Origin of the sequence: Aeromonas sp. FDAARGOS 1409 (genome assembly GCF_019048705.1) — a bacterium.
In the GTDB taxonomy this organism is placed as follows: domain Bacteria; phylum Pseudomonadota; class Gammaproteobacteria; order Enterobacterales; family Aeromonadaceae; genus Aeromonas; species Aeromonas sanarellii.
Genome location: NZ_CP077395.1, coordinates 243689 through 268181, shown reverse-complemented (window position 1 = coordinate 268181; position 24493 = coordinate 243689). Strand labels below are relative to the sequence as shown.

Sequence of the window (24493 nt, the reverse complement as noted above, 5' to 3'; positions counted from 1 at the left end):
GTCCCTATGAGTCTTTTTCTGGATTTTGAACAGCCGATCGCCGAATTGCAGGCACAGATCGATGAACTTCGCCATGTGAGCGAGCACAACAGTGCCGTGGATCTCAGCGAGGATATCCGTCGGCTGGAGAAGAAAAACGAAGAGCTGACCAAGAAGATCTTCGGCGATCTGGGGGCCTGGCAGGTGTCCCAGATGGCGCGTCATCCCCAGCGCCCCTACACCCTCGACTACATCGAGCACATCTTCACCGACTTCGACGAGCTGGCCGGCGATCGCGCCTATGCGGATGACAAGGCCATCGTCGGCGGCATCGCCCGCCTCGACGGCGAGCCGGTGATGATCATCGGCCACCAGAAGGGTCGCGAGACCAAGGAGAAGATCAAGCGCAACTTCGGCATGCCGCGCCCGGAAGGGTACCGCAAGGCCCTGCGCCTGATGGAGATGGCCGAGCGCTTCAAGATGCCGATCATCACCTTCATCGACACCCCGGGCGCCTATCCGGGTGTGGGGGCCGAGGAGCGTGGCCAGTCCGAGGCCATCGCCCGCAACCTGAAAGTCATGGCCGGCCTGACCGTGCCCGTGGTCTGCACCGTGATCGGTGAAGGCGGCTCCGGCGGCGCCCTGGCCATCGGTGTGGGCGACCGCGTCAACATGCTGCAGTACTCCACCTACTCCGTCATCTCGCCGGAAGGCTGCGCCTCCATCCTGTGGAAGAGCGCCGACAAGGCGCCGGTGGCCGCGGACGCCATGGGTATCACCGCCCAGCGCCTGAAGGAGCTGAAGCTCATCGATTCCATCGTGGAAGAGCCCCTCGGCGGCGCTCACCGGGATCTGGAGAAGATGGCGAAGAACCTCAAGACCCGCATCAAGCAGGATCTCGACGCCCTGCGCCCGCTGGACAGCGAGCAGCTGCTGGAGCAGCGCTACCAGCGTCTGCTGGGTTACGGCTACTGCTAAGCCGTTTCTTCCCGCACGAGACCAAGAGGCCCCCGCTCCGTCGGGGGCCTTTTTGTTGCCGGCAAGCCAGGCTCATAGGACTACCGCTTCGGCGGTGAGCCCACCAAAAACCCCTGCGGGATCAAGGCCACAGCGATTAATCGGCGAAAAAAGTGGGATCCGGCTCCCGTTTTGCTTACAGTGCCCTCCTTTCGCTCCCCGGAGCGAAATGCCCGCAAGGATGCGCCCCAGACGTCGGCAGGCTGGCCCCGCCAGGCTGGCCCCGCCAGGCTGGCCCCGCCAGGCTGACTCGCAGAACGCATCATCACCCCGGCTGTATCGCTTCCCCGTGTCTCTGCGTCCTCGGCTCCTGCCCGTCACTCTCATCGTCACCGTCTTCATCTGCAGTGAGTGAAACATGAGCGAATCGGTTTTTGAGATCCATGACTGGACCCTGAGGGTCGACGACAACATGCTGTGTCGCCCCGAGCGCGAGGTCTACCTCGAGCCCAGGCTGGTCAACCTGCTGCACTTCCTGGCGAGCCACGCCGGCACCGTATTCTGTCGCGACACCCTGATCGACGAGGTGTGGGACGGCGCCGAGGTGACCGATCAGGTGGTCACCCAGTCCATCTTCGAGCTGCGCAAGATCCTGAAAGATGGCCGTCCCGATGCGGCCGACTACATCGCCACCGTCCCCAAGCGCGGCTACAAGCTGGTGGCGCCGGTGCGCCCGTTGCAGGCGGAGTCGGTGCAGTCCGCGCCCGAGGCGGAGGCCCCCGAGGCCGAACCGCCGGTGGAGGCAGACGCTCTGGCCCCCGGTGCGGCCCCCTTCCCGGCGGGCCCCCTGACCCGCGCCATCTCGACACGGGCCAGAGACGGGCACAGCCGCCGGCGGATGATCGGGTTCGACATCTTCGTGGCCCTGCTGCTGGTGACCCTGGTCAGCCTGCTCGGCTACCAGCACACCAGCCCCAGCGTGCACGGCATGCTGGATCCCGAGCTGCTGGTGTTTCGCTTCCACACCGGCATGGACGGCAGCAACGAGAACGTGCGCCTCGCCGACGGCATCACCCGCGCCCTGATGGGGGAGGTGGCCGCCGCCACGCCGCTGCGGGTGCAGTACGGCGCCAATACCCTGGTGGGGGGGATACGGCCAGGCAAGGAGCTGAGCGTGCGGGTCTCCCGCCAGCCGGGGGGCACCTACCTGGATCTGGAATACCGCAACATCAACACCAGCCGGGTGCTGTTCAGCCACCAGTACCGGCTCAGCCGCCACAACGTGCACGAGGTGCTGCAGGCCAGCAGCCTGGATCTGCTGCGGGTGCTGGAGCGGCCGGACGTCACGCCCGGGGTGGGCTGGCCCACGGATGACGGGGCGCTGATGGCGCTGATGGAGGCCCACTACTACACCAACAAGCAGGATCAGGTGGCCCTCGGGCGCGGCGTCGAGCTGCTCGACGGGTCGCTGGCGGCCCAGCCGGATCAGCCGCTGCTGCTGGCGGAGCGCTACCTGGCGGGGGAGGCGCTGGCCACCCTGGCCGGGAAGCCCCAGAGCGAGCGGGTGCAGGCGATCGGCACCCATCTGGCCCGGATCGCGGGGGAGCAGGCCGGCTTGCCGGCCCGGGTATGGGAGGCCCTGGCCCTGCAGGCCATACTGAACGGCCAGCCGCAGGAGGCACAGCGTCAGCTGGCCCGGGCCGCCGAGCGGGGGCGCACCGTGCTCTATCACATCTTGCGCGGCAAGCTGGCGGAGCTGGACGGCCGCCCCGAGGCGGCGGGAGACGCCTACAGCCAGGCCTTCCTGATGGAGGCGACCGAGCAGACCTATCTGCTGTGCCAGCGCCTCGGCTTCTACAGCAATATGGAGGCCCTGGCGCCGGCGCTGTTCAACAACCTGGGTCAGAGCAAGGTGAAGCTGTTCTAGTTGGGGGCCAACGCCAGCGCCTCGGTTTCTACGACAGGATGGAGGCCCTGGCGCCGGCGCTGTTCAACAGCCTGGGCCAGAGCAAGGTGAAGCTGTTCTAGCTGGGGGCCAACGCCAGCGCCTCGGCTTCTACAGCAATATGGAGGCCCTGGCGCCGGCGCTGTTCAACAGCCTGGGCCAGAGCAAGGTGAAGCTGTTCTAGCTGGGGCCAACGCCAGCGTCTTGCCGAACGCTGGGCTGCCTGCGGGCAGCCCCGGCGACATCCGGCTTCTCCCTGCCGACTCGCTCCCACCAAAGGCATCTTCCCTCCTTCTCTTCCAGATCCGCTCAATCCCTCCAACCTTCCCGACCGCCATGTCCCCCCGCTTTTGCCAGTCCCGCCGACTCACCGGTTTTGCCTCGGTGCGCGGGTCAAGGCCGGAGACTGGGGCCCGAGCGAGGCAGGTTGGGGACAAGGGGAGGTGGATCCGGGCAGAGAGGGGCCGAAAAGATATCAAGGGATGTTCAGGGGCTCTGGCAAGGCGTATCAGGGCGCCATAGGGGTGGGGTGGGGATATCAGGGTTTTATCAAGGCGGCCGGGCTGCATGTCGTCAACGTGCTGTTTTTAAAAAGGTTTTAAGTCAATCTCCTGGAGGGGAAAGAAATTTCCCTCATGATTTTATCCCTGAGCGGGTCTTTATGTTTTCCGGGGCGCGGGGGCCTAGTCTGTGGCCATTCGCTGGCGGCCTGTCCGCCATTGTCACGACTCGCCCCTTTATCGACCCGGAGAGCTTATGCCCCTAGATTCGAGCAAGAAGATCGGCCTCATCGCCTGTACAGGTGTGGTGGCCGGCAACATGATGGGGAGCGGCATCGCGCTGCTGCCCTCGGCCCTGGCCACCATCGGCTCCATCTCCCTGTTCAGCTGGGCCATCTGCCTGGTGGGCGCCATGGGGCTGGCCTTCGTGTTCGCCCGCCTCGCCACCAAGAACCCGCAGGAGGGCGGCCCCATCGCCTACGCCGGCGAGATCTCCCCCGTGTTCGGCTTCCAGACCGGCGTGCTCTACTACCACGCGAACTGGATAGGCAACCTGGCCATCGCCATCACCGGCGTCTCCTACCTCTCGGTCTTCTTCCCCATCCTCAACGACCCCATTCCGGCGGCCCTGGCCACCATAGCGGCGGTCTGGATCTTCACCTTCGTCAACCTGCTGGGCGGCAGCTGGGTGAGCCGGCTCTGTACTCTGGGACTGGTGCTGATCCTGCTGCCGGTCGTGGGTACTGCCGTGATGGGGTGGGGCCATTTTGATGCCGCCGTCTACAGCCAGAACTGGAACACCACCAGCGGCAGCGATCTGCATGCGGTCATCAGCGCCGTGCTGATCTGCCTCTGGTCCTTCGTCGGTGTTGAATCTGCCGCCGTCTCCTCCGGCATGGTGAAGAACCCCAAGCGCACCGTACCGCTCGCCACCATGCTGGGTACCGCCATCGCCGGCGTCATCTACATCCTCTCCACCCAGGTGATCGGCGGCATGTTCCCGGCAGGTGAAGTGGCTGCCTCAGGCGCGCCCTTCGCCATGGCGTCGTCCGCCATCTTCGGCGACTGGTCCGCCCCCTTCGTCTCCGCCTTCACCACCCTGGCCTGCTTCACCTCCCTGGGCTCCTGGATGATGCTGGTGGGGGAGGCGGGCAAGCGCGCCGCCCAGGACGGCAACTTCCCGAAAATCTACGGCGAAGTGGACGAGAACGGCGTCGCCAAGAAGGGGCTGATACTCGGCTCCCTCAAGATGACCGCGCTGATGATCGGCCTGACCGCCTTCACCTCCCAGTCCGCCCACGCCGCCGACTTGTTCAACGTGCTGACCACGGATGCGGTGCTGCTGACCATGCTGCCCTACTTCTACTCCAGCATTAACCTCATTCGCTTCGAGGGCATGACCTCCCGCAGCATGGGCGTCATGATCTTCTCCGGCGTGGCCTGCGTGTTCTGCCTGGTGGCGCTGATGGGGGCCAAGGGCTCCAACCTCACGGCCACCTTCGTGGTGTCGCTCATCATCCTGATGTTCTACGCCAAGAAACAGGGTCTGCGTCAGCACGACTCCCTGCTGAGTGAACAGACCAGCCACTAATCCTCCCTTTTCCATTCCTGCGCTCTCCACTCCCCATCCCCGATGGAGAGCGCCCCCTTATGTGTGGAGCATCAAGATGAACATCATTGCCATCCTCAACCACCTGGGCGTTTTCTTCAAAGAAGAACCGATTCGCCAGCTGCAAGCCTCCCTCGAGCGCAAGGGCTTCGAGGTCGTCTACCCGGTCGACGTGGCCGATCTGCTGAAACTCATCGAGAAGAACCCCCGCGTCTGCGGCGCCATCTTCGACTGGGACAAATACTCCCTGGGCCTGTGCAAGGAGATCCACGATCGCAACGAGAAGCTGCCGATCTTCGCCTTCGCCAACGACCAGTCCACCCTGGACATTCACCTGACCGACCTGCGTCTGAACGTGCACTTCTTCGAGTACCGTCTCGGCATGGCCGACGACATCACCCTCAAGATGGGTCAGGCCACCCAGGAGTACCAGGACGCCATCCTGCCGCCGTTCACCAAGGCGCTGTTCAAGTACGTGGAAGAGGGCAAGTACACCTTCTGTACCCCCGGCCACATGGGCGGTACTGCCTTCCAGATGAGCCCGGCCGGCAGCCTCTTCTATGACTTCTACGGCCCGAACGCCTTCAAGGCCGACGTCTCCATCTCCATGCCGGAGCTGGGCTCCCTGCTGGACCACTCGGGCCCGCACAAGGAAGCCGAGGAGTACATCGCCCGTACCTTCAACGCCGATCGCTCCTACATCGTCACCAACGGCACCTCCACCGCCAACAAGATCGTCGGCATGTACTCGGCGCCGGCCGGCAGCACTGTGCTGGTGGATCGCAACTGCCACAAGTCGCTCACTCACCTGATGATGATGAACGACGTGACCCCGCTCTACTTCCGTCCGACCCGCAACGCCTACGGCATTCTGGGCGGCATCCCGCAGAGCGAATTCAGCCGCGAGACGATCAAAGCCAAGGTCGCCGCCACCCCGGGTGCCCAGGCGCCGCGCTACGCCGTGATCACCAACTCCACCTATGACGGCCTGCTCTACAACACCGGCTTCATCAAGGAGGCGCTGGACACCCCCTACATCCACTTCGACAGTGCCTGGGTGCCCTACACCAACTTCAGCCCGATCTACGAAGGCAAGTGCGGCATGAGCGGCGAAGCGATGCCGGGCAAGGTGTTCTACGAAACCCAGTCCACCCACAAGCTGCTGGCGGCCTTCTCCCAGGCCTCGATGATCCACATCAAGGGTGACGTGGAGGAAGAGACCTTCAACGAAGCCTTCATGATGCACACCTCTACCTCGCCGCAGTACGGCATAGTGGCGTCCACCGAGATCTCCGCCGCCATGATGCGTGGCAACACCGGCAAGCGGCTGATCAAGGACTCCATCGATCGCGCCATCTCCTTCCGCAAAGAGATCAAGCGTCTGCGCGAGCAGAGCGAAGGCTGGTTCTTCGACGTATGGCAGCCGGACAACATCGACACCGTCGAGTGCTGGAAGCTGGATCCGAAAGATGACTGGCACGGCTTCAAGGACATCGACGACAACCACATGTACCTGGATCCCATCAAGGTCACCCTGCTGACCCCGGGTATGGGTCGTGACGGCCAGCTGCTGGAGAAGGGCATTCCTGCTTCACTGGTCTCCAAGTTCCTGGACGAGCGCGGCATCGTGGTGGAGAAGACAGGCCCCTACAACCTGCTGTTCCTGTTCTCCATCGGTATCGATCAGTCCAAGGCGATGCAGCTGCTGCGCGCCCTGACCGAGTTCAAGCGCGGTTACGACCTGAACCTGACCATCAAGAGCATACTGCCGAGCCTCTATCGCGAAGACCCGAGCTTCTACGAAGGGATGCGCATTCAGGAGCTGGCCCAGCGCATTCACGAGCTGACCAGCAAATACCGTCTGCCGGAGCTGATGTTCAAGGCGTTCGACGTGCTGCCGGAGATGAAGATGACCCCGCACGCCGCATGGCAGCAGGAGCTGGCCGGCAAGGTGGTGGAAGTGCCGCTGCGCGACATGGTGGACCGCATCAGCGCCAACATGATACTGCCCTACCCGCCGGGAGTACCGTTGGTGCTGCCGGGGGAGATGGTGACCCAGGACTCCCTGCCGGTGCTCGAGTTCCTCGAGATGCTGTGCGAGATCGGGGCCCACTACCCGGGCTTCGAGACCGACATCCACGGCCTCTATCGTCAGGCCGACGGCAGTTACACCGTCAAGGTGCTGCGTTAAGCGAGAGTGACAACAACGGGCCGCGAGGCCCGTTTTTCTATTGGATTCCAGCCATCTGCCATCAGGGACGGATCACCCGGCGAGGGCGCTCGCGACGCTAGCTCGTGTGGCGCGCCAGGGTACCCTCCCGGCGGGCGGGCTGCGACCGGCGACGCCGGCTCAGGGGGGCGCAAGCCAGCCTGAGGCGATGCCACTCCCGCCACAGCAGCCAGCACAGGGGCAGAGTCAGCAGCAGCACCGTGGTGGGCTGGGCCAGCAGCACCCCGTCCCGGCCCCATTGCAGCGGCAGCAGGAAGATGAGCGGCAGCAGCAGCACCGTCTTGGCGACCGAGATCAGCAGCGCCTGGCGGGTGCGGGCCATGGCTTGCAGCAGCACTATGCCGAACATGACGATCCCCTCCAGCGGGATGGCGGCGAGGTTGAGGGTCAGGCTGCGCATGGCCGCGGCCAGCAGCTCGACATCCTGGCTGCCGGTGTAGAGCATGGCGACCGGTTGCGGCAGCAGCTGGATCAGCAGCCAGACCGCCAGACCGTAGAGGAGCGTGATCCTGAGCCCCATCTCCATCAGGAATTTCAGATCGCGGTGGCGACGGGCGCCCGCCGCCTGGCTGACCAGGGGCTGGATGCCAAACGCCAACCCCTGCAGCACCACGATGAACACCGCCTCTGTGTAGCCGGCCACGGTGAAACCCGCCAGATCCTTGACCGAGCCGTGCACCATCAGCTGGCTGTTGTGCAGCATCAGCAAGAGCCCCAGATTGAACTGGGCGATGAGGCTCGGCAGCCCGGTGAACAGCAGGTTCGGCATGGCCGGGAAGCTGGGGCGCAGCTGGCGCCAGGAGAGGCGCAGGCGGGCATAAGGGGTGAAGAAGTAGCCCAGGCCCAGCAGGCAGACCATCCCCTCGGCCATCAGGGTCGCCTGGGCCGTGCCCGTCAGGCCGAGCCCGAGCCGGCCGACCATGATGTAGTTGAGCAGGATGTTGAGCAGGGCGCCGCCGCTCACCAGCACCATGGCGAGGCGGGGGCGGCCGTCGTTGCGCAGCAGATAGGGCACGGCGAGGTTGCCCGCCAGCAGCAGGGTACCGCCGCCGATCCAGCCGAGATAGTCGCTGGCCTGCTGCCAGGTGTCGCTGCCCTGCTCAAGGCCGAGGGCCAGCAGGATGTCGATGTGCCAGCGGTGCAGCAGCAGCGGGGCCAGGGCCCCCAGCAGCCCCAGCAGCCAGAGTCCGTTGACCAGCCCCTGACGGGCGAGCGCCGTGTTTCTGGCGCCCTGCTGGAAGGAGATGAGGGTGGCCGCCCCCATGGCGATCATGGCGGCCAGGCCTATCAGCACCATGATGACCGGGTAGACCAGGTTGATGCCGGCGAGGCCCGCGGCCCCCACGTAGTGGCCGACGAAGATGCCGTCCACCAGGTAGTAGGCGCCGGAGACCAGCATGGCGAGGACGGAGGGGAGGGCATAGCCCCAGAAGCGGCGGGTCATGGCCCGCTGGCGCAGATGGAAGTAGGCGGACATGTCTGTTCTCTCGGGGAGTTCGATGCTCGGACAGACAGTCTAAATTATTCTATTTTTACCGATAATAAGGCTTTTCCTTGATGGATTGCTGAGTATTTTTCAGTAATTAGCCCGTCCGATGGTGGGCCTTCAGCATGTCGATCAGGGCGCGCAGGCCGCTGCCCAGCTGGTGGCGGCCGGGATAGAAGAGGTTGAAGCCGGCGAAGCTGGGGCTCCAGTCGTCCAGCACGCTCACCAGCCGCCCCGCGGCCAGCGCCTCCCTCACCTCCTCCTCCTGGCAGTAGGCCAGCCCCAGCCCCGCCTCGGCCGCCCCCAGGTAGAGCGCCGGGGTGCTGGTGGTGAGCGGGCCGCTCACCTCTATCTCCAGCAGCTTGTCGTCGGCGGCGAAGGCCCAGCGATAGTGGTGATGGGGAGTGAGGCGATAGCCGATGCAGTCGTGCTGGCTCAGCTCGCTCGGGTGCCGGGGGATGCCCCTGGCCGCCAGATAGGCGGGGGCGCCCACCACCAGGTAGCGCTGCTGGGCGCCGAGGGGCACGGCGATCATCTCCTTGGGCAGCAGATCCCCGTAGAAGAGGGCGGCGTCGAATCCATCCTCGATGAGGCGCGGCATCAGCTCCAGCTCCACCACCTCCACCTGCATGCGCGGGTAGCGCACCAGATAGTCGATCAGTACCGGGGTCAGCAGCTCCTGGATGGCGGCCCTGGGTCCGCAGATCTTGAGGCGGCCGACCGGTTCGTCGCCGTGGCGGGTCAGCTCCTCCAGCGCCCCCTCCAGCTGGGTCAGGGTGGGCAGCACCTGGGCCAGCAGCCGCTGGCCCGCATCGGTGGCCACCACGGCCCGGGTGCTGCGGTTGAGCAGCCGGATCCCGAGCCGGTTCTCCAGCCCCTTCAGGCTGTGGCTGAGCGCCGAGGCCGAGACCCCGAGCTCGAGGGCGGCCTTGCTGAAACTCTGGTGGCGGGCGACGGCGGCAAACACCGCCAGTTCGGCGAGATCGGTGCGGGTGATGGTCATCATGGCTCGGCGGGAAGAGGGCGAGTCACAAGGGTACGCCAAGGCGCCGACCCAGACAATCGACCCCGGAGCCGGGCCTTGTAGCGAACTTGTGATCGCGGTAAGTATTGGAATCTATTGAAACAAATTTGAATTGTTAAAAAATACTAACAATCTGGCGCTAAAAATGTGAGCTGACACGATCGAAAGGCGACCAGAGTCAAACTTTGGTTGATTAATTCAAAAAAACACTGTGATTAATTGGGTCATTTAATTAGAGTCAGCGCATCGGATGAGGCGGTCGTTGTCAGTTTGTTAACGGCAGAGGGCGCCGCCATCAGGTTCAGGATTTCATGCCGCAGTATGTTGCAATTCGGTTGTCGCGGGACGTGATGGCCCGGTTGCCCTGGCGTGAGAACACAAGAGCAGGGATGAACAGCAGCAGTTCCAGGGATGCGGAACCGGCCAGGTGGCCAAATAAGCAACGAGATTCCACTTTCCTTGATGACAGGATTACCCCTATGTCTGACATGAACATTGCAGTTGAAGGCAGCTTAAGCAACGCCTCCTCCCGTGGCATCAACAAGGCCGACGTGGTCTGGATGCTGGGTCTGTACGGTACCGCCATCGGTGCCGGTGTCCTCTTTCTGCCGATCAACGCAGGCGTCGGTGGTCTGTGGCCGCTGGTGGCCATGCTGATCCTGGCCCTGCCGCTGACCTTCTTCGCCCACCGTGGCCTGACCCGCTTCGTGCTGTCCGGCGCCACCCGTGACGGCGACATCACCGAGGTAGTGGAAGAGCACTTCGGCAAGACCGCGGGCAAGTTCATCACCCTGCTCTACTTCTTCGCCATCTACCCCATCCTGCTGATGTACTCCGTGGCCATCACCAACACGGTCGAGAGCCTGATGGTGCACCAGCTGGGCATGACTGCGCCCCCCCGCGCCATCCTCTCCCTGGTGCTGATCCTGGGTCTGATGGCGATCGTTCGCCTCGGCGGCCAGGTCATCGTCAAGGCGATGAGCGTGCTGGTCTTCCCCTTCGTGATCACCCTGATGGGCCTGGCGGTCTACCTGATCCCGCACTGGAACGGCGCCATCATCACCGAAGCCCCGGCGCTGTCCGACGCCTTCAACGGTGACTTCATCAAGACCCTGTGGCTGGCCATTCCGGTGATGGTGTTCTCCTTCAACCACTCCCCGATCATCTCCTCCTTCGCGGTGGACAACAAAGGCCGCTACGGCGCCAACGCCGAGAAGAAGTGCAGCAACATCCTGCTGGGCGCCCACGTCATGATGGTGATGACAGTGATGTTCTTCGTGTTCAGCTGCGTGCTGAGCCTCTCCCCGGCTGACCTGGCGGCGGCCAAGGAGCAGAACATCTCCATCCTCTCCTACCTGGCGAACCACTTCGACAACCCGGTGATCGCCACCGTGGCACCGCTCATCGCCATGGTCGCCATCAGCAAGTCCTTCCTGGGTCACTACCTGGGGGCGCAAGAGGGCATGAACGGCCTGATGGCCAAGTCCCTGCGCGAGAAGGGCAAGAACGTCGACGTCAAGCAGCTGAACAAGGTGACCGCGATCTTCATGATCCTGACCACCTGGGCCATCGCCACCATCAACCCGAGCATCCTCGGCATGATCGAAGACCTGGGCGGCCCCATCATCGCGATGCTGCTGTTCCTGATGCCGATGTACGCCATCGCCAAGGTGCCCGCCATGCGCAAATACGCCGGCAACCTGAGCAACGGCTTCGTGACCCTGATCGGCCTCATCGCCATGTCCGGCATCATCTACAAGCTGATTGCCTGACGACTCCGGTCAGTCTCGGTGAAAAGGCCGCCTCGATTGAGGCGGCCTTTTTATATGCGCGAAAGCTTAACAAAGCCGCGGCAGCGGCCTAACATGGCGGGATGTTTTTCTAGACAGGACAAAAGGATATGTCTGGGTTGAAAAAGGAGCTCGGGCTCTGGCAGGGGATGGGGCTGCTCGCCACCTCGTTGCTCGGTACCGGGATCTTCGTGGTACCGGCGACGGCTGCCTCGCTGGCGGGCGGGGCGTCGCTCTGGGCCTGGCTGCTGCTCATCGCGCTGGTGCTGCCCATCGCCTTCACCTTCGCGCGGCTCGGGCGCCGCTATCCCCACGCCGGCGGGGCGCCCCACCTCATCGGGCTCGCCTTTGGCAACGGCGCCGAGCGCTTCTCCGCCTTCCTGTTTCTGGCGGTGCTGCCGGTGGGGCTGCCCGCCGCCCTCACCATAGCCGCCGGTTTCTGGCACGCCTTGTTCGATCTGGGGGAGTGGACCCTGTGGGCCATCCAGCTGCTGACCCTGCTCGGGGTCTTTTTGCTCGGCCTGCGCGGGGCGCGCTCCTCCGGCAACCTGCAACTGTTGATCGCCCTGGCGATCCTGGGGCTGACCCTGCTCATCTGGTTCAAGGGGGAGCTCGGCTGGCGCGACGCGGCCCAGCCGTTGCCGGCGGCGAGCGAATGGCCCGCCATGGGCTCGGCGCTGGCGGTGATGTTCTGGTGTTTCGTCGGGCTCGAGGCCTTCGCCCACATGGGGGAGGAGTTCAAGCGCCCGCAGCGGGACTACCCGCTCGCCCTGCTCGGCGGCGTGCTGCTGGCCGGGCTCATCTACTGGATCCACTCCCTGGTGGTGCTGAAGTACGGCCTCTACGGGGACGAGGCGACCAACGCCACCGCCATCCCGGCCCTGCTCTCGCTGCTGTTCGGTCCCACCGCCAAGTGGCTGGTGGCGGTGCTCGGCTACCTCTCCTGCTTCGCCAGCATCAACATCTACCTGCAGGGCTTCGCGCGGCTGATCTGGAGCATGGCGCGGGAGGGCAAGCTGCCCGCCTCCCTCTCCCGGCTCTCGGCCCGCGGCGCCCCCCTCAATGCCCTGTGCTGGGTGCTCGCCATCTGCCTCGTCTCCATCACCCTGATCCTCTGGCTCAGGCTGCCGCTCGACGCCCTCATTCGCTACGCCAACGGCAACTTCGTGCTGGTCTACCTGCTCTGCATGGCGGCGGGCTGGCGCCTGCTCGGCGGCCTGGGCAAGGGGCTGGCGGGGGTGAGCGCCCTGCTCTGCCTCGCCGTGCTGGTGGCGCTCTCCTCCCAGGTGCTCTATGCGGTGCTGCTGAGCGCAGGCTACGGCGTCTTCTCCCTGTGGCGGCGCCGGCGCCGCCGTACCCCGGGGAGCGATTCGCCCTGTGCCATCAAGTGATGGCCCTAAAGAGAACAAACCCCGCATGGCGGGGTTTGTTCTCTTTGCTGTGGTGCGCGTTCAGTCGCGGGGGGCCTTGAGCGCCTGGATCACATCTTCATCGGGGGCCAGCCCCTCCACGTGGTTGAAGCTCTCCAGCCCCTCCTGGGGATGGATGGTGAAGGCGTCTGCGCTCAGGTAGCTGCCGCTGCCGGCACTCTCGACGATGACGATGAGTTCGGGCTGCTTGTCACCGTTGAGATCCAGCAGTTTCAGCGCCTTGACGCTGCCGTCCCGCGGCAGCACCTTGCCGTCGATGAACTGATCCAGCGGGAACTGGGGGTTGGCACCCGAGTAGAGGCGCACGTCGTAGCTGCCGGTGGAGGCGGGCTCGCCGCGCCCCTCGCTGACGGTGATGACCTGGCCTGCCGGCAGGGTCTGCTGCTGGAAGAACCCGTCTGCCGCCTGGCTGGCCAGGGGCAGGGTGAGCAGACCGAGAGTAAGGTATAAGGCTTTCATGGAGATGGCCCTTGTTGCTGCTTGTCTTGCTGTGTCGACGGGCAGGGGCTGGCCCCCGCCACATCGGAATGCGGTCCGGGGCCGCCTGTCGGCAACCCCTGAGCGCCCTGTGATCACCATATCTTGACCCGTTTGGCCGGGTCCAGATAGAGCTTGTCACCCGGCTGGATCTTGAACGCCTCGTAGAAGGCGGGGATGTTCGGCACCACGCCGTTGACCCTGTATTCGGGCGGGGAGTGGGGATCCGAGGCGAGCAGCATCTGCATCAGCTCGGGGCGATACATGCCCTTCCACACCTGGGCCCAGCCGAGGAAGAAGCGCTGCTCCCCGGTGAAGCCGTCCAGCACCGGCGCCTCCTTGCCATCCAGGGACAGCAGATAGGCCTTGTGGGCTATGGTGAGGCCGCCCAGATCGCCGATGTTCTCCCCCAGGGTGAACTGGCCGTTGACATACTGGCCCTTGATGGGCTCGAAGCGGTTGTACTGGGCCACCAGCCGGCTGGTGCGAAAGCGAAACTCCTTGAGATCCTGGGGCGTCCACCAGTCGCGCATCACGCCGTCACCGTCGGATTTGGCCCCCTGATCATCAAAACCGTGGCCCATCTCGTGGCCGATGACCCCGCCGATGGCGCCGTAGTTGACCGCGTCATCCGCCGTCATGTCGAAGAAGGGGGGCTGCAAAATGGCAGCCGGGAAGACGATCTCGTTGTTGCTCGGGTTGTAGTAGGCGTTCACCGTCTGGGACGACATGTGCCACTCGTCCCTGTCCACCGGCTTGCCGAGGCGCGCCAGGTTGTCGGCGTATTCGAAGGCGCGGGCCCGCTGCAGGTTGCCCACCAGATCATCGGGGCGGATGGCGATGGCGCCGTAGTCCTTCCACTTGTCCGGGTAGCCTATCTTGGGCCTGAACTTGGCGAGCTTCTCGAGGGCTTGGGCTTTGGTGGCCGGCGACATCCAGTCCAGCTCCTGGATGCTCTGGCCGTAGGCGGTGCGCAGGTTCTCCACCAGCTGCTCCATGCGGGCCTTGGCCTCTGGCGGGAAGTAGCGCTCCACGTAGAGCTTGCCCACCGCCTCCCCCAGGTTGTTGTCCAGCACCCCGAGCGCCCGCTCCCAGGGGGCGCGCTGCTTGGGCGTGCCGCTCAGGGCGGTACCGAAGAAGGCGAAGTTCAGGGCATCGGTCTGGCTGTCGAGGTAGGGGGCGTAGTCCGTGATGAGCTGCCACTTGAGGTAGGCCTGCCAGTCGCCGACCGGGGTCGTCGTCATCAGCTCGTTCAGGGCCGAGAGGTAGGTGGGCTGGCCGATGACGAGGCTGCTCTGGCCCGCGAGGCCGGCCTGGCCGAGATAGGCGTCCCAGTCGATGGCGGGGGCGAGGCGCCCCAGCTCGCTCACCGGCCCCTTGTTGTAGTTCTTCTCTCTGTCCCGCAGGGCCACGTTGTCCCACTGGATCCGGGCGATCCGGGTCTCGAGGGCCAGGATGCGTTTGGCCTTAGGCGCAGCGTCTGTCTCGCCGAAACGGGCCAGCATGGCGGCGATGTGCTGCTCGTACTTGTGCAGCAGCGCCTGGCTGGCGGCATCCGTCTTGAGGTAATAGTCCCTGTCCGGCAGGCTGAGTCCGGCCTGGTAGAGGTAGACCGCATAGCTGTCCGGCGCCTTGGCGTCCGCGTCTATCCAGAAGCCGAAGGGGGCGCCGCCACCGATGCGGCCGCTCTGGGCGAAGGCGCGGGCGAGATCACTCGGGGTCCGGATCTGCTCGATCTCGCTCAGCATCGGCAGCAGGGGCGTGGTGCCCTTGGCGTTGCGGGTCGTCTGATCCAAATAGCTCTGGTAAAGGTCGTGGATCTGCTGGGCCGGGGTGCCGGCGGCGGCCTTGCCATCCAGCCCTTCCACCAGCACCCGCACGTCCGCCAGGGACTTGTCCCGCAGCAGGTAGAAGGCGCCGTCGGCGGGCCTGTCGTCCGGGATCTTGGCGGTGGCGAGCCAGTGGCCGTTCACGTAGCGGAAGAAGTCGTCGCCGGGTTTGACGCTGGTGTCCATGTTGGCCAGCGCAAGGCCGGAGTGCTTGTCTGAGCCGTCCGGTGCCTGACTGCAACCGGCCAGCAGGGCCAGCCCGACGAGGGCGGCCAGCAGGTTTTTCTTGTTGTTCATTATGTTGTATTCCAATTCGGGTTAGGTGGCTTCCTTGCCCACGCAGGGAGCGTCTCACTCTAGCAGCCGGGTTAGCGCTTGATAAGCCCGACTCTGCTAAGATCGCCCTGGTCGTATTGGGGAAGCCTATGATTTCTCGTATTTATTCTCGTTTTTGTCAGACTCTGCCCGCGCCGGAAGGTTCCCGCGGCCTGCTGGTGGCCTTCAGCGGCGGGCTCGACTCCACAGTGCTGCTGGTGCTGGCGGCCCGCTTTGCCCGTGAACAGGGCCTGGCCTTGCGCGCCCTGCACGTCCATCACGGCCTGAGCCCCCACGCCGACGACTGGGTGGCCCATTGCGAGGGGGTGTGCCGGCAGCTGGCGGTGCCCCTCGTGGTGGAGCGGGTGCGCCTCGCCCGGGGCAACGGCGATAGCCTGGAGGCCCAGGCGCGGGAGGCCCGCTATCAGCGCCTCGCCGCCCACCTGGGGGAGGGGGAGTGGCTGCTCACCGCCCATCATCAGGACGATCAGCTGGAGACCCTGCTGCTGGCGCTCAAGCGCGGCGCCGGGCTGCGCGGGCTGGCTGGCATGGTGCCAGACCAGCCCTTTGCCGGCGGCCGCTTGCTGCGCCCCTTGCTGGAGATCAGCCGGGCCGAGCTGGCCGACGTGGCCGCTACCCTGCCCTATGGCTGGGTGGAGGACGAGAGCAACGAGGACCCGAGCTATGACCGCAACTTCCTGCGCCAGCAGCTCATCCCCCAGCTCAAGGCGCGCTGGCCCGCCATGGCCCAGACGGCGGCGCGCAGCATGGCCCTGTGCGCCGAGCAGGAGGCGCTCATCGGCGAGCTGGCCGAAGCGGACTGGCAACGGGCCGGGGAGGGAGAGGCGCTGTGCATCGCGCCTCTGCACGGGTTGTCCGAGGTGCGGCGCAACAACCTGCTGCGCCACTGGATCCGCCGCCAGGGGGGGGAGATGCCGTCCCGGGCGCTGCTGGGCCTGCTGTGGCAGGAGGTGGCGCTGGCGCGCGAGGACGCCAACCCCAGGCTGACTCTGCAGGGACTGGAGTGTCGCCGCTTTCAGGGACGGCTGTATCTGGTGGCGCCGGGTCTGGCGCCCCGCGAGGAGGTGCTGCCCATCGGGGTGGGGGAGGCGCTCACCCTGCCGGACGGCTTGGGGCAGTTCAGGCTGTGGTCATCGGGTGGCGAGGGGCTGAGGGCGCCGCGGGAGGACGAACCGCTCTCGGTACGCTTCCAGGTGGCGCCCGGTGTCATGCTCAAGCCGGTGGGACGGGTTGGCAGCCGGCGGCTCAAGAAGCTGCTGCAGGAGCATGGGGTGCCCTCCTGGCAGCGGGGACGCATTCCCATCCTCCATTACGGCGAGCAGGCGGCCCTGGTGGCCGGGCTCTTCGTCTGCGACGGATTTCTGGCGCCCGAAGGGGGCATGGCCTGGGAGTGGCGGCGTGCCGTCACCCCGGATGCCGATTGACGGCGCGGGGTTGACGGCGCCCTATTCGGGGATGCCCGCTTCGCCGGCCTTCTTGCGGGCGTAGAGGTGGGCATCCGCCGTCGCGTAGAGCCGCTCCACGTCCATGCCAGAGTGCCAGCTCGCGGCCCCCAGGCTGCACCCCACCGAGAAGGCGCTGAGCTCCTTGTGGCTGTGCAGCACATGTTGCAGCCGCAGCCAGACCGGGCGCCAGGCCTCGGGGTCGGCGGGTTGCAGCAGCAGGGCAAACTCGTCCCCGCCGAGGCGAAACGCCTGATCCGTGCCGCGAATGCAACCCTGCAGCAGCTGGGCGAAGCGGCTCAGCACCAGATCCCCCACAGGGTGGCCCCAGGTGTCGTTGACCTGCTTGAAGCGATCGAGATCCAGCAGCACCAGCACCAGGCCGTGGGGCTCCCGGCTGTGCTGCTCCACCGCCCGGCCGATGGCCTCGTCGAAGTAGGCGCGATTGCCGAGCCCGGTCAGGTGGTCGAGCCGCACCTGCTGCTCCAGCCGATCCAGTCGCAGATAGAGGGGCAGGGGGAGGCTGAACAGCTGATGATACTGCTCCAGCAGCCGGCGCTGGCCGTCGCCCAAGGGCTGCTCCAGCTCGTAATGCAGCTGGCCGAGCAACTGGTCGTGCTGGCCCCGCAGCTCGAAGCGATAGCCGTGCAGCACCTGCCTGGCCTGGGGCGGGTGGGAGATGAGGGGATGGGGCTGGCCACAGTCGAAGTGGAGGGCGTGGATCCGGACAATCTTTGCCACCCGCTCGGCAAAGATTGCCAGCAGGGCGTCAAGATCCCGCTGTCCCAGCAACTGCTCCAGCTGCTGATAACGGTCCTGCCCGCTCAGGGGCGCAAGGCGCTCCATCTGCTGCACCCACTGCTCTATGCCATGTCCGAAGCCGTTCAATGACGATGTGTTTTCCACGTTACAGCCCTTACACCTCTCCACTCATTGCGTGGGTTCTTGCAATCCTTGTGCCCAAAATATGTCCGATGAAAAACAAAGGGGCTGGCTAGGCTTAACGGGATGAAACGGGAGGGAAAAAGGGGAGCCTAGCCCCTTCCCGGGCCGGCCTGGCAGGGCACCGCAGCGGCGAGTTGGCAGGCCACGAAGAGGAAAGGGGAGGAGTGCGTGTACGCCGATGTGTTGATCCTGCTGCTGTTCGCCGTCCTGCTGGTGGCCATTTTTCGCCGCCTCGGCCAGCCGGTGATCCTCGCCTATCTGTTCGTCGGCATGCTGCTCGGTCCCCACGGGATGGCCATCGTCACGGGGCAGGCCATGATGCAGACCATAGGGGAGCTTGGCATCGTCTTCCTGATGTTCTCCCTCGGCCTCGAGTTCTCGCTGCCGCGCCTGCTCGCCATGCGCAAGCTGGTGCTGGGGGTCGGCGGCCTGCAGGTGCTGCTCACCTCCTTGCTGTTTTTCTGGCTCGCCTGGTGGTGGGGGCTGAGCCTCTCCCAGGCGCTGGTGGTGTCGGGCACCCTGGCGCTCTCCTCCACCGCCGTGGTGATCAAGCAGCTCGGCGAGCTCAAGCAATTCCATACCCGGCGGGCCCAGCTCGGGGTGAGCGTGCTCTTGTTCCAGGATCTTGCCGTGGTGCCCCTGCTGGTGATGATCCCCATCCTGGCCCAACCCGAGGTGCAGGGCAGTGCCCTGCTGGCGGAGGTCGCCTGGGCTTCCCTCAAGGGGCTGTTCGCCCTGTCGGTGCTGCTGGCGGTGGGCAAGTGGCTGCTGCCCATGGTGTTTCACGAGGTGGCGCGGGCGCGATCCGACGAGCTGTTCGTGCTCTGCACCCTGCTGGTGGCCCTGCTGGCGGCCTCCCTCACCCAGTGGATGGGGCTCTCCATGGCCCTCGGTGCCTTCCTGGCGGGCATGATGCTGGGGGAGTCCCACTACCGCCACCAGCTGGAGGTGGACATCAAGCCGTTTCGGGACGTGCTGATGGGGCTCTTCTTCATCACCATCGGCATGACCATGGACTGGGCCCTGGTGGCGAGCGCCTGGTGGCAGGTGCTGCTGTGCGTGGCCGGCCTCATCCTGTGCAAGTCGCTGCTGGTGCTGCTGGCGGGCCGGCTGATGGGGGAGCGCAAGCGCGACGCCATGGCGGCCGGCATCATGCTGAGCCAGGTGGGGGAGTTCGGCTTCGTGCTGCTGGCGCTGGCGAGTCACCACGGCCTGCTCGACCACCGGCTGGTCTCCCTGCTCATCGGCATCGGCGTCATCTCCATCGCCCTCACCCCCTGGCTGGTGCTGCGGGCCCTGGGGCTGGCCCGCTCCCTCACCGACAGCGCCCTGCTCTCCCGCGCCGAGGTCGCCCAGTCGGGCCTCGGCAAGCATCAGCACGTCATCATCGCCGGATTCGGCCGCGCCGGGCAGACCTGCGCCCGCTTTCTCAAGCTCGAGGAGATCCCCTTTCTGGCGCTGGATCTCGACCCCGAGCGGGTGAGCGAGGCCAAGCTGGCGGGGGAGCAGGTGGCGTTCGGCGATGCCAGCCGCCGCGACATCCTGCTGGCCGCCGGCCTGCTGCGGGCCAGGCTGGTGATCATCACCTTCGACGACATCAAGCGGGTCGACGCCATGCTGACGCTGATCCGGGAGCTGGCGGGGGAGCTCAAGGTGCTGGTGCGCACCCGGGACGACAGCTTCCTCGAGCACTACAAGCAGGCCGGCGCCTTCGAGGTGATCCCCGAGTCCCAGGAGGGGGCCCTGATGCTGGTCTCCCACCTGCTGCTCAACTGCGACGTTCCCATCGGCCGGGTGATCCGGCGCATGGAGCACGAGCGCAGCAGCCAGTACCGCTTCCTGCACGGCTTCTACTGGGGGGGACAGAGCGCCGGCAATCTGGAGACGGACCAGCTGCTGGAGCGGCTGCACCCCGTGCTGCTGCACGATCAGGCCTGGGCGGTGGGGCACAGGGTGCGGGAGCTCGCCCTGGGAGAGGTGCGCATCAAGGCGGTACAGCGCGGGGAGCGCAGCCTGGAGCCGAGGGCGGAGCTGCGGCTGGCGGCGGGAGATACCCTGGTGCTCTTCGGCACCGCCGTCGCCATGGAGCAGGCGGAGCAGCGTCTGCTGGAGGGGCGCTAGGTTCAGGCCTCCTCGCGAAGGCGCTCCTCCCTTCGGCCAGGCAAGTCCAGAAACGCCTCTATGCGCTGGCGCTGCGCCATCGCATCCTGATACCCCAGCTTGAGCAGGCGCTGGCAGTAACCCGGATCAAACATCAGGAAGCTGGCCAGGCTGCTGCTCTCCTCGCCGTTCACCCCGAGCACCCGCAGCAGGCGGCGCACCTGGGTTGGCAGTCTGGCCAGGTAGTCGAGGGCGATGAGGTCGAGATCCTGGCTAGGCCGGATGACGCAGGTCTCCACCTGGCGCAGCTTCAGACGGCTGCGCTCCCGCGCCGGGATGAGCGACAGGGTCTGGTTGATGCGCCCGAGCCGCTCCAGATCCGAGTTCAGGGTGTCGGAGAAGACGGTGTTGAGCAGGTGGCTCGCGATGTTGGAGCTGGTCAGATGGCGTTGGCGGGGGGCCGCGCTCCCCTGGTGGGGGGAGTCCAGGGTGACCAGCAGGATCCGCTCCGCCCCCAGGTGGATGGCGGGACTGAGCGGGCTCAGCTGGTGGATGGAGCCGTCCCCGTAGAAGCGATCGCCTATGGGGGTGGCGGGAAAGACGAAGGGCAGCGCCGACGAGGCCAGCAGGTGATCCGAGGTGAGCAGGGTGCGCAGGCCGCGCCGCCTGGCCCGCTCCCAGGGCTGATGCTCGGCCCGTCCCTGGAAGAAGGTGGTGGAGAGGCCGTCGTCGTAGTCGGAGGCCGTGATGGCGATGGCCTCCAGGCTGCCGTAGAGGATGTTGTCGTCGATGCGGTGATAGTCGATGAGCTGATCCAGCAGGCGGCGCAGGGGGGCGTTGTCGAACAGGTGGAAGGCGTGGTTGCTTTGGGGCGTGATGAGACCGGCCGACCCCTGATAGAGGGTGCGCCACAGCAGCTGGCAGGGATGAAAGTCGAAGATGTGGTGGGTCTCGAAGCGTCGCCAGACCCACTCCAGCTTGCGCACCCCCAGGTGGAAGCAGGAGGCGTAGCAGGCCAGCGCCGTGATGTTGAGGGCCCCCGCCGAGGTGCCGCACAAAATGGGGAAGGGGATGCCGATGTTGCGGGGGTAGAGCTCGGCCACCGCCTTGAGGACGCCGACCTGATAGGCGGCGCGGGCACCGCCACCGGTCAACAGAAGCGCTGTATTGGGTCTGGCCATGCTGCTGTCCCTTGTTGTGATGGCGTCACGGCTGATAAAAGGAGGTCGGTCATAGGGGACGCCTTATGGTGATCGCCAGGGCGGGTTGCCACCGCGCAATTTAACTATAAGACGTTGTATCGCGGATAAAAACGGGCCGCGCACGCATTTTTTGCGACCCGTTTTCCGGGCTCAGGCCCGAGGGGACGTCTGGCTCAGTTGATCGAAGGCGGCGAACACGGGGGGGCTCGTCAGGATGCGGCCATGGCCGAGACCCCGGGTGCTCACCAGCCGGGTGCGGCCATCCTGGGTCGCGCGCAGGGAGTCGCCATGGGGAGCAAATCTGTCCTCTTCGTCGTGCACTATGATGGCCTCGCCCGTCCGGCTGGCGAGCCGGCCCAGCGGGTCGACCGTGCTGAGAGGGTGCTGGTATTCGTGTTCAATCTCCTTGACCACAGCATCGAACAGCCGGATGGAGTAGCCGGAGCGCGCCACCATGCCGTAGAGCTGGGGCACGTAGTCGAGCACGGGGGAGATGAGCAGCAGCGGCAGCGCATCCATGGCCGGGTGACGGCTGCTGAGGGTGACGGCGCCCCCCATGCTGTGGGTGATGACCCCCTGGACGGGACCGACCCGTTCTAGGATCTCGTCGAAGGCGCGCACGAAGCGGGGCAGGTGGCCCGTGCTCCCCTCGCTCAGGCCGTGGGCGGGGTGATCATAGGCCAGCGCCGTGAAGCCCTGGGCGGCGATGTGGCTCATCAGCGGATAGAACTGGCTGGCGCTGCCGGACCAGCCGTGCATCAGCAACCAGACCGGCCCCTGGCCGAGCCGGTAGCTCATCAGAGTGCCTTCGCCGGTGTGCATGGCCTGCTGCACCAGGCCGGCTGGCGTGGCGACCTCCCGGGTGAGCCGCTGCGGGGTGAGCAGCAGTTTGCTGGCGGTGCGTTTGGCGTGAGCGGGGGCCAGCGTGTGATGCAACCGGGTGCCGAGGCCTAGCAGCAACTTGCTCGGGCTGAAGCGGCGGGTGTTGAAGTAGATCTTGCTGCTCATGATGGTCCTGTGGTTTTTGTGTTCGAACGGTCGTGCTTTTTTGTCGGTTTTTAAAAAGAAGGGCCGATCGGCTCAGCGCCAACTGGCCAGCAGGGCGGTCACCTCCGGCCAGAAGTGGCGGGCCGGATCCTCGCAGAGCGCCAGGGCGTGGAACACCTGATCCCCGAGGTAGAGGCCGTAGAGCCGATAGACGGCGCGCCAGGGATCGAGATCGCTGCGCCACTCCCCCCTGGCCTGTCCCTGCACCACCTGGCGGGCCAGGTAGTCGAGCCAGAAGCGCACCAGCTGGCGTGCCGCCTGCTGCACCTCTCCCTCCTGGGCCGAGGTCCAGGCATCGAGGAACATGCAGCGGCCGGCGAAGCTCTGGTTCCAGGCCAGCCAGGCCTGCAGCAGGGCGATCAGCTTCTCCTGCTGGGTCTGGTGCTGCTGCTGGCGCACCGGCTGGATCACCCGCTCCCGGAACACCTCGGCGGAGTAGGTGAGCACGGCGATCTGCAGGTTGTCGCGGGACTGGAAGTGGGCGAACAGACCGCTCTTGGACATCTCGCAGGTCGTGGCTAGCGAGCCTATGGTGAGGCTCTCCAGCCCCTGCCGGCTCGCCTGCTCGAAGGCGGTCTGCAAAATCGTGTCGCGGGTCTGGCGTCCCTTGCTCATCCTGGTCTCCTCTGATGGCTGCGGCCAGCATAAAGTACGACCGTGCTAATTGTCGAGTCACATACCACCATAGTGGTGGGGACAAGGGGCTGGTCAGCTGTCCTTGATGCCCATCTGCTGCAGGGCGATCACCGCCTGGGTGCGGTTCTTGACGCCAAGTTTGCGGAAGATGGCGGTGATATGGGCCTTGATGGTGGCCTCGGAGACGTTGAGCTCCCAGGCGATCTGCTTGTTGAGGCTGCCGTCCCGCAGCATGATCAGCACCTTGTACTGCTGGGGAGTGAGGCTGGCCAGCTTGCTGGCGAAATCCGGGCCGTCGACGGGCTCGGGATGGAGGGAGACCCCTTCCGGCACCCAGTTGTCCCCCCCGATCACCGTATTGAGGGCGCTGACCAGCTCCTTCATGGGGGCGGACTTGGGGATGAAGCCCAGGGCCCCGAGCCGCAGCACCTGCTGGATGATGGCGGCATCCTCCGACGCCGAGACCACGACGATGGGCAGATCCGGATGGTGGCCGCGCAGATAGGCGAGCCCTTCGAAGCCATTGGCCCCGGGCATCTTGAGGTCCAGCAGCAGCAGGTCGACTTCGGGGTGCTCGGCGAGCAGGTGGGTCAGGCTGTCGATGGAATCCGCTTCCAGCAGCCTGGCGTCGTCGATGGCCATGTGCACCGCTTGATAGAGGGCTCCCCGAAACAGGGGGTGGTCATCTGCGATGACGATGGTAAATTGGCTGTCCATTGCTCACATTGTTGCTAACTGATTGTTTTGAAAAATCAAACTAGCACCGCTCCCCAAGAGGGTCAAACCCGCGGGTGCGCAAATGTGAGGCGACCGTCGGATGTCGTGCCGTTGGGGCAGATGGGATGGTCGTGAACAACCCACGCAGGAGGCAATCGATGGGATCCCTGGTATTGACGGTAGGCACAGGTTCCACCTGGGCAATGAGGGCGACGCTGGTGCTCGCCATGAGCGGGCTGGAGTGGCAGGAGCAGGTGTTCGATCTGGAGGATGCCAGGTCGCTGCAGCGGCTCAAGCGGGTGGCGCCGGCCGGCCTGGTGCCCTGGCTCGACGACGGTGAGCTGCGCATCCACGACTCCCTGGCCATCGCCGAGTACCTGCACGAGCTGTGCCCGGGGCGCCACCTCTATCCGGCGGATCGGGCCGAGCGGGCGTTGGCGCGCAGCCTGTGTGCCGAGCTGCACGCCGGTTTTCGCCAGATCCGCACCCTGCTGCCCTTCTTCCTCGGCGCGCCGACCCAGAGCGAGCCGCCGGTGGAGGTCATCGACGAGCTGGCCCGGTTGCAGACCCTCTGGTCCCAGGCGCGGGGACCCTTCTACTTCGACGAGGCGGGCATTCTGGACGCCTTCTATGCGGTGATGGCCTATCGGCTGGCGAGCTACGGCATCCTGCTGCCCGGTCAGGCCGGCGCCTATCAGCAGGCCCTGCTGGCCTGGCCCCTGTGGCAGCAGACCCTGCTCAGGGCGCGCCTGCAGTGGCCGGTGGCGGCCCGCCAGCCCGATTGACTCTGAGTGGCAGACGACAGAGGGGAG

At 65.6% G+C, this 24493-nt stretch carries 18 protein-coding genes; 9 read left to right on the top strand and 9 right to left on the bottom strand.

Annotation, left to right across the window (positions count from 1 at the left end):
- Positions 1–6: 6 nt before the first annotated feature.
- From accA to I6L39_RS01185, 4 genes are all read left to right on the top strand, one after another.
- Positions 7–957, top strand: a complete 951-nt coding sequence (gene accA / locus I6L39_RS01200) for an acetyl-CoA carboxylase carboxyl transferase subunit alpha (protein WP_042074697.1) — start codon at positions 7–9, stop codon at positions 955–957.
- 397 nt (positions 958–1354) lie between these two features.
- A complete protein-coding gene (gene cadC, locus I6L39_RS01195) occupies positions 1355–2863 on the top strand; it encodes a lysine decarboxylation/transport transcriptional activator CadC (RefSeq protein ID WP_216990806.1) in 1509 nt (502 codons plus the stop codon).
- A 774-nt stretch (positions 2864–3637) separates the two neighbouring features.
- Positions 3638–4972 carry a cadaverine/lysine antiporter gene (gene cadB, locus I6L39_RS01190; protein WP_216990805.1) on the top strand — a complete coding sequence of 445 codons (1335 nt, stop codon included), beginning with the start codon at positions 3638–3640 and terminating at the stop codon, positions 4970–4972.
- Positions 4973–5048: 76 nt separating this feature from the next.
- On the top strand, positions 5049–7181 hold the full coding sequence (locus tag I6L39_RS01185; RefSeq protein WP_216990804.1) for a lysine decarboxylase CadA: 2133 nt from the start codon (positions 5049–5051) through the stop codon (positions 7179–7181).
- A gap of 97 nt (positions 7182–7278) precedes the next feature.
- Here the strand turns inward: I6L39_RS01185 and I6L39_RS01180 are convergent, their stop codons facing one another.
- Positions 7279–8697, bottom strand: coding sequence for an MATE family efflux transporter (locus I6L39_RS01180; protein WP_216990803.1), 1419 nt, complete (start codon positions 8695–8697; stop codon positions 7279–7281).
- A gap of 106 nt (positions 8698–8803) precedes the next feature.
- Positions 8804–9709, bottom strand: coding sequence for a LysR family transcriptional regulator (locus I6L39_RS01175; RefSeq protein ID WP_216990802.1), 906 nt, complete (start codon positions 9707–9709; stop codon positions 8804–8806).
- Positions 9710–10209: 500 nt separating this feature from the next.
- Here I6L39_RS01175 and I6L39_RS01170 point away from each other — a divergent pair, with 500 nt between their 5' ends.
- Entirely contained in the window at positions 10210–11502 is a 1293-nt protein-coding gene (locus I6L39_RS01170) for an HAAAP family serine/threonine permease (protein ID WP_042074690.1), read from the top strand.
- 128 nt (positions 11503–11630) lie between these two features.
- Complete coding sequence (gene yjeH, locus I6L39_RS01165; RefSeq protein ID WP_216990801.1) at positions 11631–12911, top strand: L-methionine/branched-chain amino acid transporter; 1281 nt, start codon at positions 11631–11633, stop codon at positions 12909–12911.
- Positions 12912–12971: 60 nt separating this feature from the next.
- On the opposite strand, the gene I6L39_RS01160 is transcribed toward yjeH, so the two are convergent.
- Both I6L39_RS01160 and I6L39_RS01155 read right to left on the bottom strand, forming a co-directional pair.
- A complete protein-coding gene (locus I6L39_RS01160; RefSeq protein ID WP_042074687.1) occupies positions 12972–13409 on the bottom strand; it encodes a PliI family lysozyme inhibitor of I-type lysozyme in 438 nt (145 codons plus the stop codon).
- A 113-nt stretch (positions 13410–13522) separates the two neighbouring features.
- Positions 13523–15553, bottom strand: a complete 2031-nt coding sequence (locus I6L39_RS01155) for a M13 family metallopeptidase (protein WP_216990800.1) — start codon at positions 15551–15553, stop codon at positions 13523–13525.
- A 128-nt stretch (positions 15554–15681) separates the two neighbouring features.
- Here I6L39_RS01155 and tilS point away from each other — a divergent pair, with 128 nt between their 5' ends.
- Positions 15682–17016 (top strand): tRNA lysidine(34) synthetase TilS, encoded by a 1335-nt coding sequence (tilS, locus tag I6L39_RS01150; protein WP_216990799.1) that lies wholly within the window; start codon positions 15682–15684, stop codon positions 17014–17016.
- Positions 17017–17037: 21 nt separating this feature from the next.
- Here tilS and I6L39_RS01145 read toward each other — a convergent pair whose 3' ends face one another.
- Complete coding sequence (locus I6L39_RS01145) at positions 17038–17940, bottom strand: GGDEF domain-containing protein (RefSeq protein ID WP_209793898.1); 903 nt, start codon at positions 17938–17940, stop codon at positions 17038–17040.
- 207 nt (positions 17941–18147) lie between these two features.
- Here I6L39_RS01145 and I6L39_RS01140 point away from each other — a divergent pair, with 207 nt between their 5' ends.
- On the top strand, positions 18148–20100 hold the full coding sequence (locus tag I6L39_RS01140) for a monovalent cation:proton antiporter family protein (RefSeq protein WP_216990798.1): 1953 nt from the start codon (positions 18148–18150) through the stop codon (positions 20098–20100).
- A gap of 2 nt (positions 20101–20102) precedes the next feature.
- Here I6L39_RS01140 and I6L39_RS01135 read toward each other — a convergent pair whose 3' ends face one another.
- The 4 genes from I6L39_RS01135 to I6L39_RS01120 form a co-directional block, all read right to left on the bottom strand.
- Complete coding sequence (locus I6L39_RS01135) at positions 20103–21260, bottom strand: patatin-like phospholipase family protein (RefSeq protein ID WP_042074252.1); 1158 nt, start codon at positions 21258–21260, stop codon at positions 20103–20105.
- Between the two features lie 171 nt (positions 21261–21431).
- Entirely contained in the window at positions 21432–22289 is an 858-nt protein-coding gene (locus tag I6L39_RS01130) for an alpha/beta hydrolase (RefSeq protein ID WP_216990797.1), read from the bottom strand.
- Between the two features lie 72 nt (positions 22290–22361).
- The gene (locus tag I6L39_RS01125) at positions 22362–22943 is read right to left on the bottom strand and encodes a TetR/AcrR family transcriptional regulator (RefSeq protein ID WP_042074255.1); all 582 of its coding nucleotides are present in this window, start codon (positions 22941–22943) and stop codon (positions 22362–22364) included.
- Between the two features lie 93 nt (positions 22944–23036).
- Positions 23037–23681 carry a response regulator transcription factor gene (locus tag I6L39_RS01120; RefSeq protein ID WP_216990796.1) on the bottom strand — a complete coding sequence of 215 codons (645 nt, stop codon included), beginning with the start codon at positions 23679–23681 and terminating at the stop codon, positions 23037–23039.
- Positions 23682–23839: 158 nt separating this feature from the next.
- On the opposite strand from I6L39_RS01120, the gene I6L39_RS01115 reads away from it, so the two are divergent.
- A complete protein-coding gene (locus I6L39_RS01115; RefSeq protein WP_209793894.1) occupies positions 23840–24466 on the top strand; it encodes a glutathione S-transferase N-terminal domain-containing protein in 627 nt (208 codons plus the stop codon).
- Positions 24467–24493: the final 27 nt, after the last annotated feature.

Coding starts and splice junctions, on each gene's coding strand:
- accA (WP_042074697.1), top strand. CDS start 7: ATGAGTCTTTTTCTGGATTTTGAACAGCCGATCGCCGAATTGCAGGCA.
- cadC (WP_216990806.1), top strand. CDS start 1,355: ATGAGCGAATCGGTTTTTGAGATCCATGACTGGACCCTGAGGGTCGAC.
- cadB (WP_216990805.1), top strand. CDS start 3,638: ATGCCCCTAGATTCGAGCAAGAAGATCGGCCTCATCGCCTGTACAGGT.
- I6L39_RS01185 (WP_216990804.1), top strand. CDS start 5,049: ATGAACATCATTGCCATCCTCAACCACCTGGGCGTTTTCTTCAAAGAA.
- I6L39_RS01180 (WP_216990803.1), bottom strand. CDS start 8,697: ATGTCCGCCTACTTCCATCTGCGCCAGCGGGCCATGACCCGCCGCTTC.
- I6L39_RS01175 (WP_216990802.1), bottom strand. CDS start 9,709: ATGACCATCACCCGCACCGATCTCGCCGAACTGGCGGTGTTTGCCGCC.
- I6L39_RS01170 (WP_042074690.1), top strand. CDS start 10,210: ATGTCTGACATGAACATTGCAGTTGAAGGCAGCTTAAGCAACGCCTCC.
- yjeH (WP_216990801.1), top strand. CDS start 11,631: ATGTCTGGGTTGAAAAAGGAGCTCGGGCTCTGGCAGGGGATGGGGCTG.
- I6L39_RS01160 (WP_042074687.1), bottom strand. CDS start 13,409: ATGAAAGCCTTATACCTTACTCTCGGTCTGCTCACCCTGCCCCTGGCC.
- I6L39_RS01155 (WP_216990800.1), bottom strand. CDS start 15,553: ATGAACAACAAGAAAAACCTGCTGGCCGCCCTCGTCGGGCTGGCCCTG.
- tilS (WP_216990799.1), top strand. CDS start 15,682: ATGATTTCTCGTATTTATTCTCGTTTTTGTCAGACTCTGCCCGCGCCG.
- I6L39_RS01135 (WP_042074252.1), bottom strand. CDS start 21,260: ATGGCCAGACCCAATACAGCGCTTCTGTTGACCGGTGGCGGTGCCCGC.
- I6L39_RS01130 (WP_216990797.1), bottom strand. CDS start 22,289: ATGAGCAGCAAGATCTACTTCAACACCCGCCGCTTCAGCCCGAGCAAG.
- I6L39_RS01125 (WP_042074255.1), bottom strand. CDS start 22,943: ATGAGCAAGGGACGCCAGACCCGCGACACGATTTTGCAGACCGCCTTC.
- I6L39_RS01120 (WP_216990796.1), bottom strand. CDS start 23,681: ATGGACAGCCAATTTACCATCGTCATCGCAGATGACCACCCCCTGTTT.
- I6L39_RS01115 (WP_209793894.1), top strand. CDS start 23,840: ATGGGATCCCTGGTATTGACGGTAGGCACAGGTTCCACCTGGGCAATG.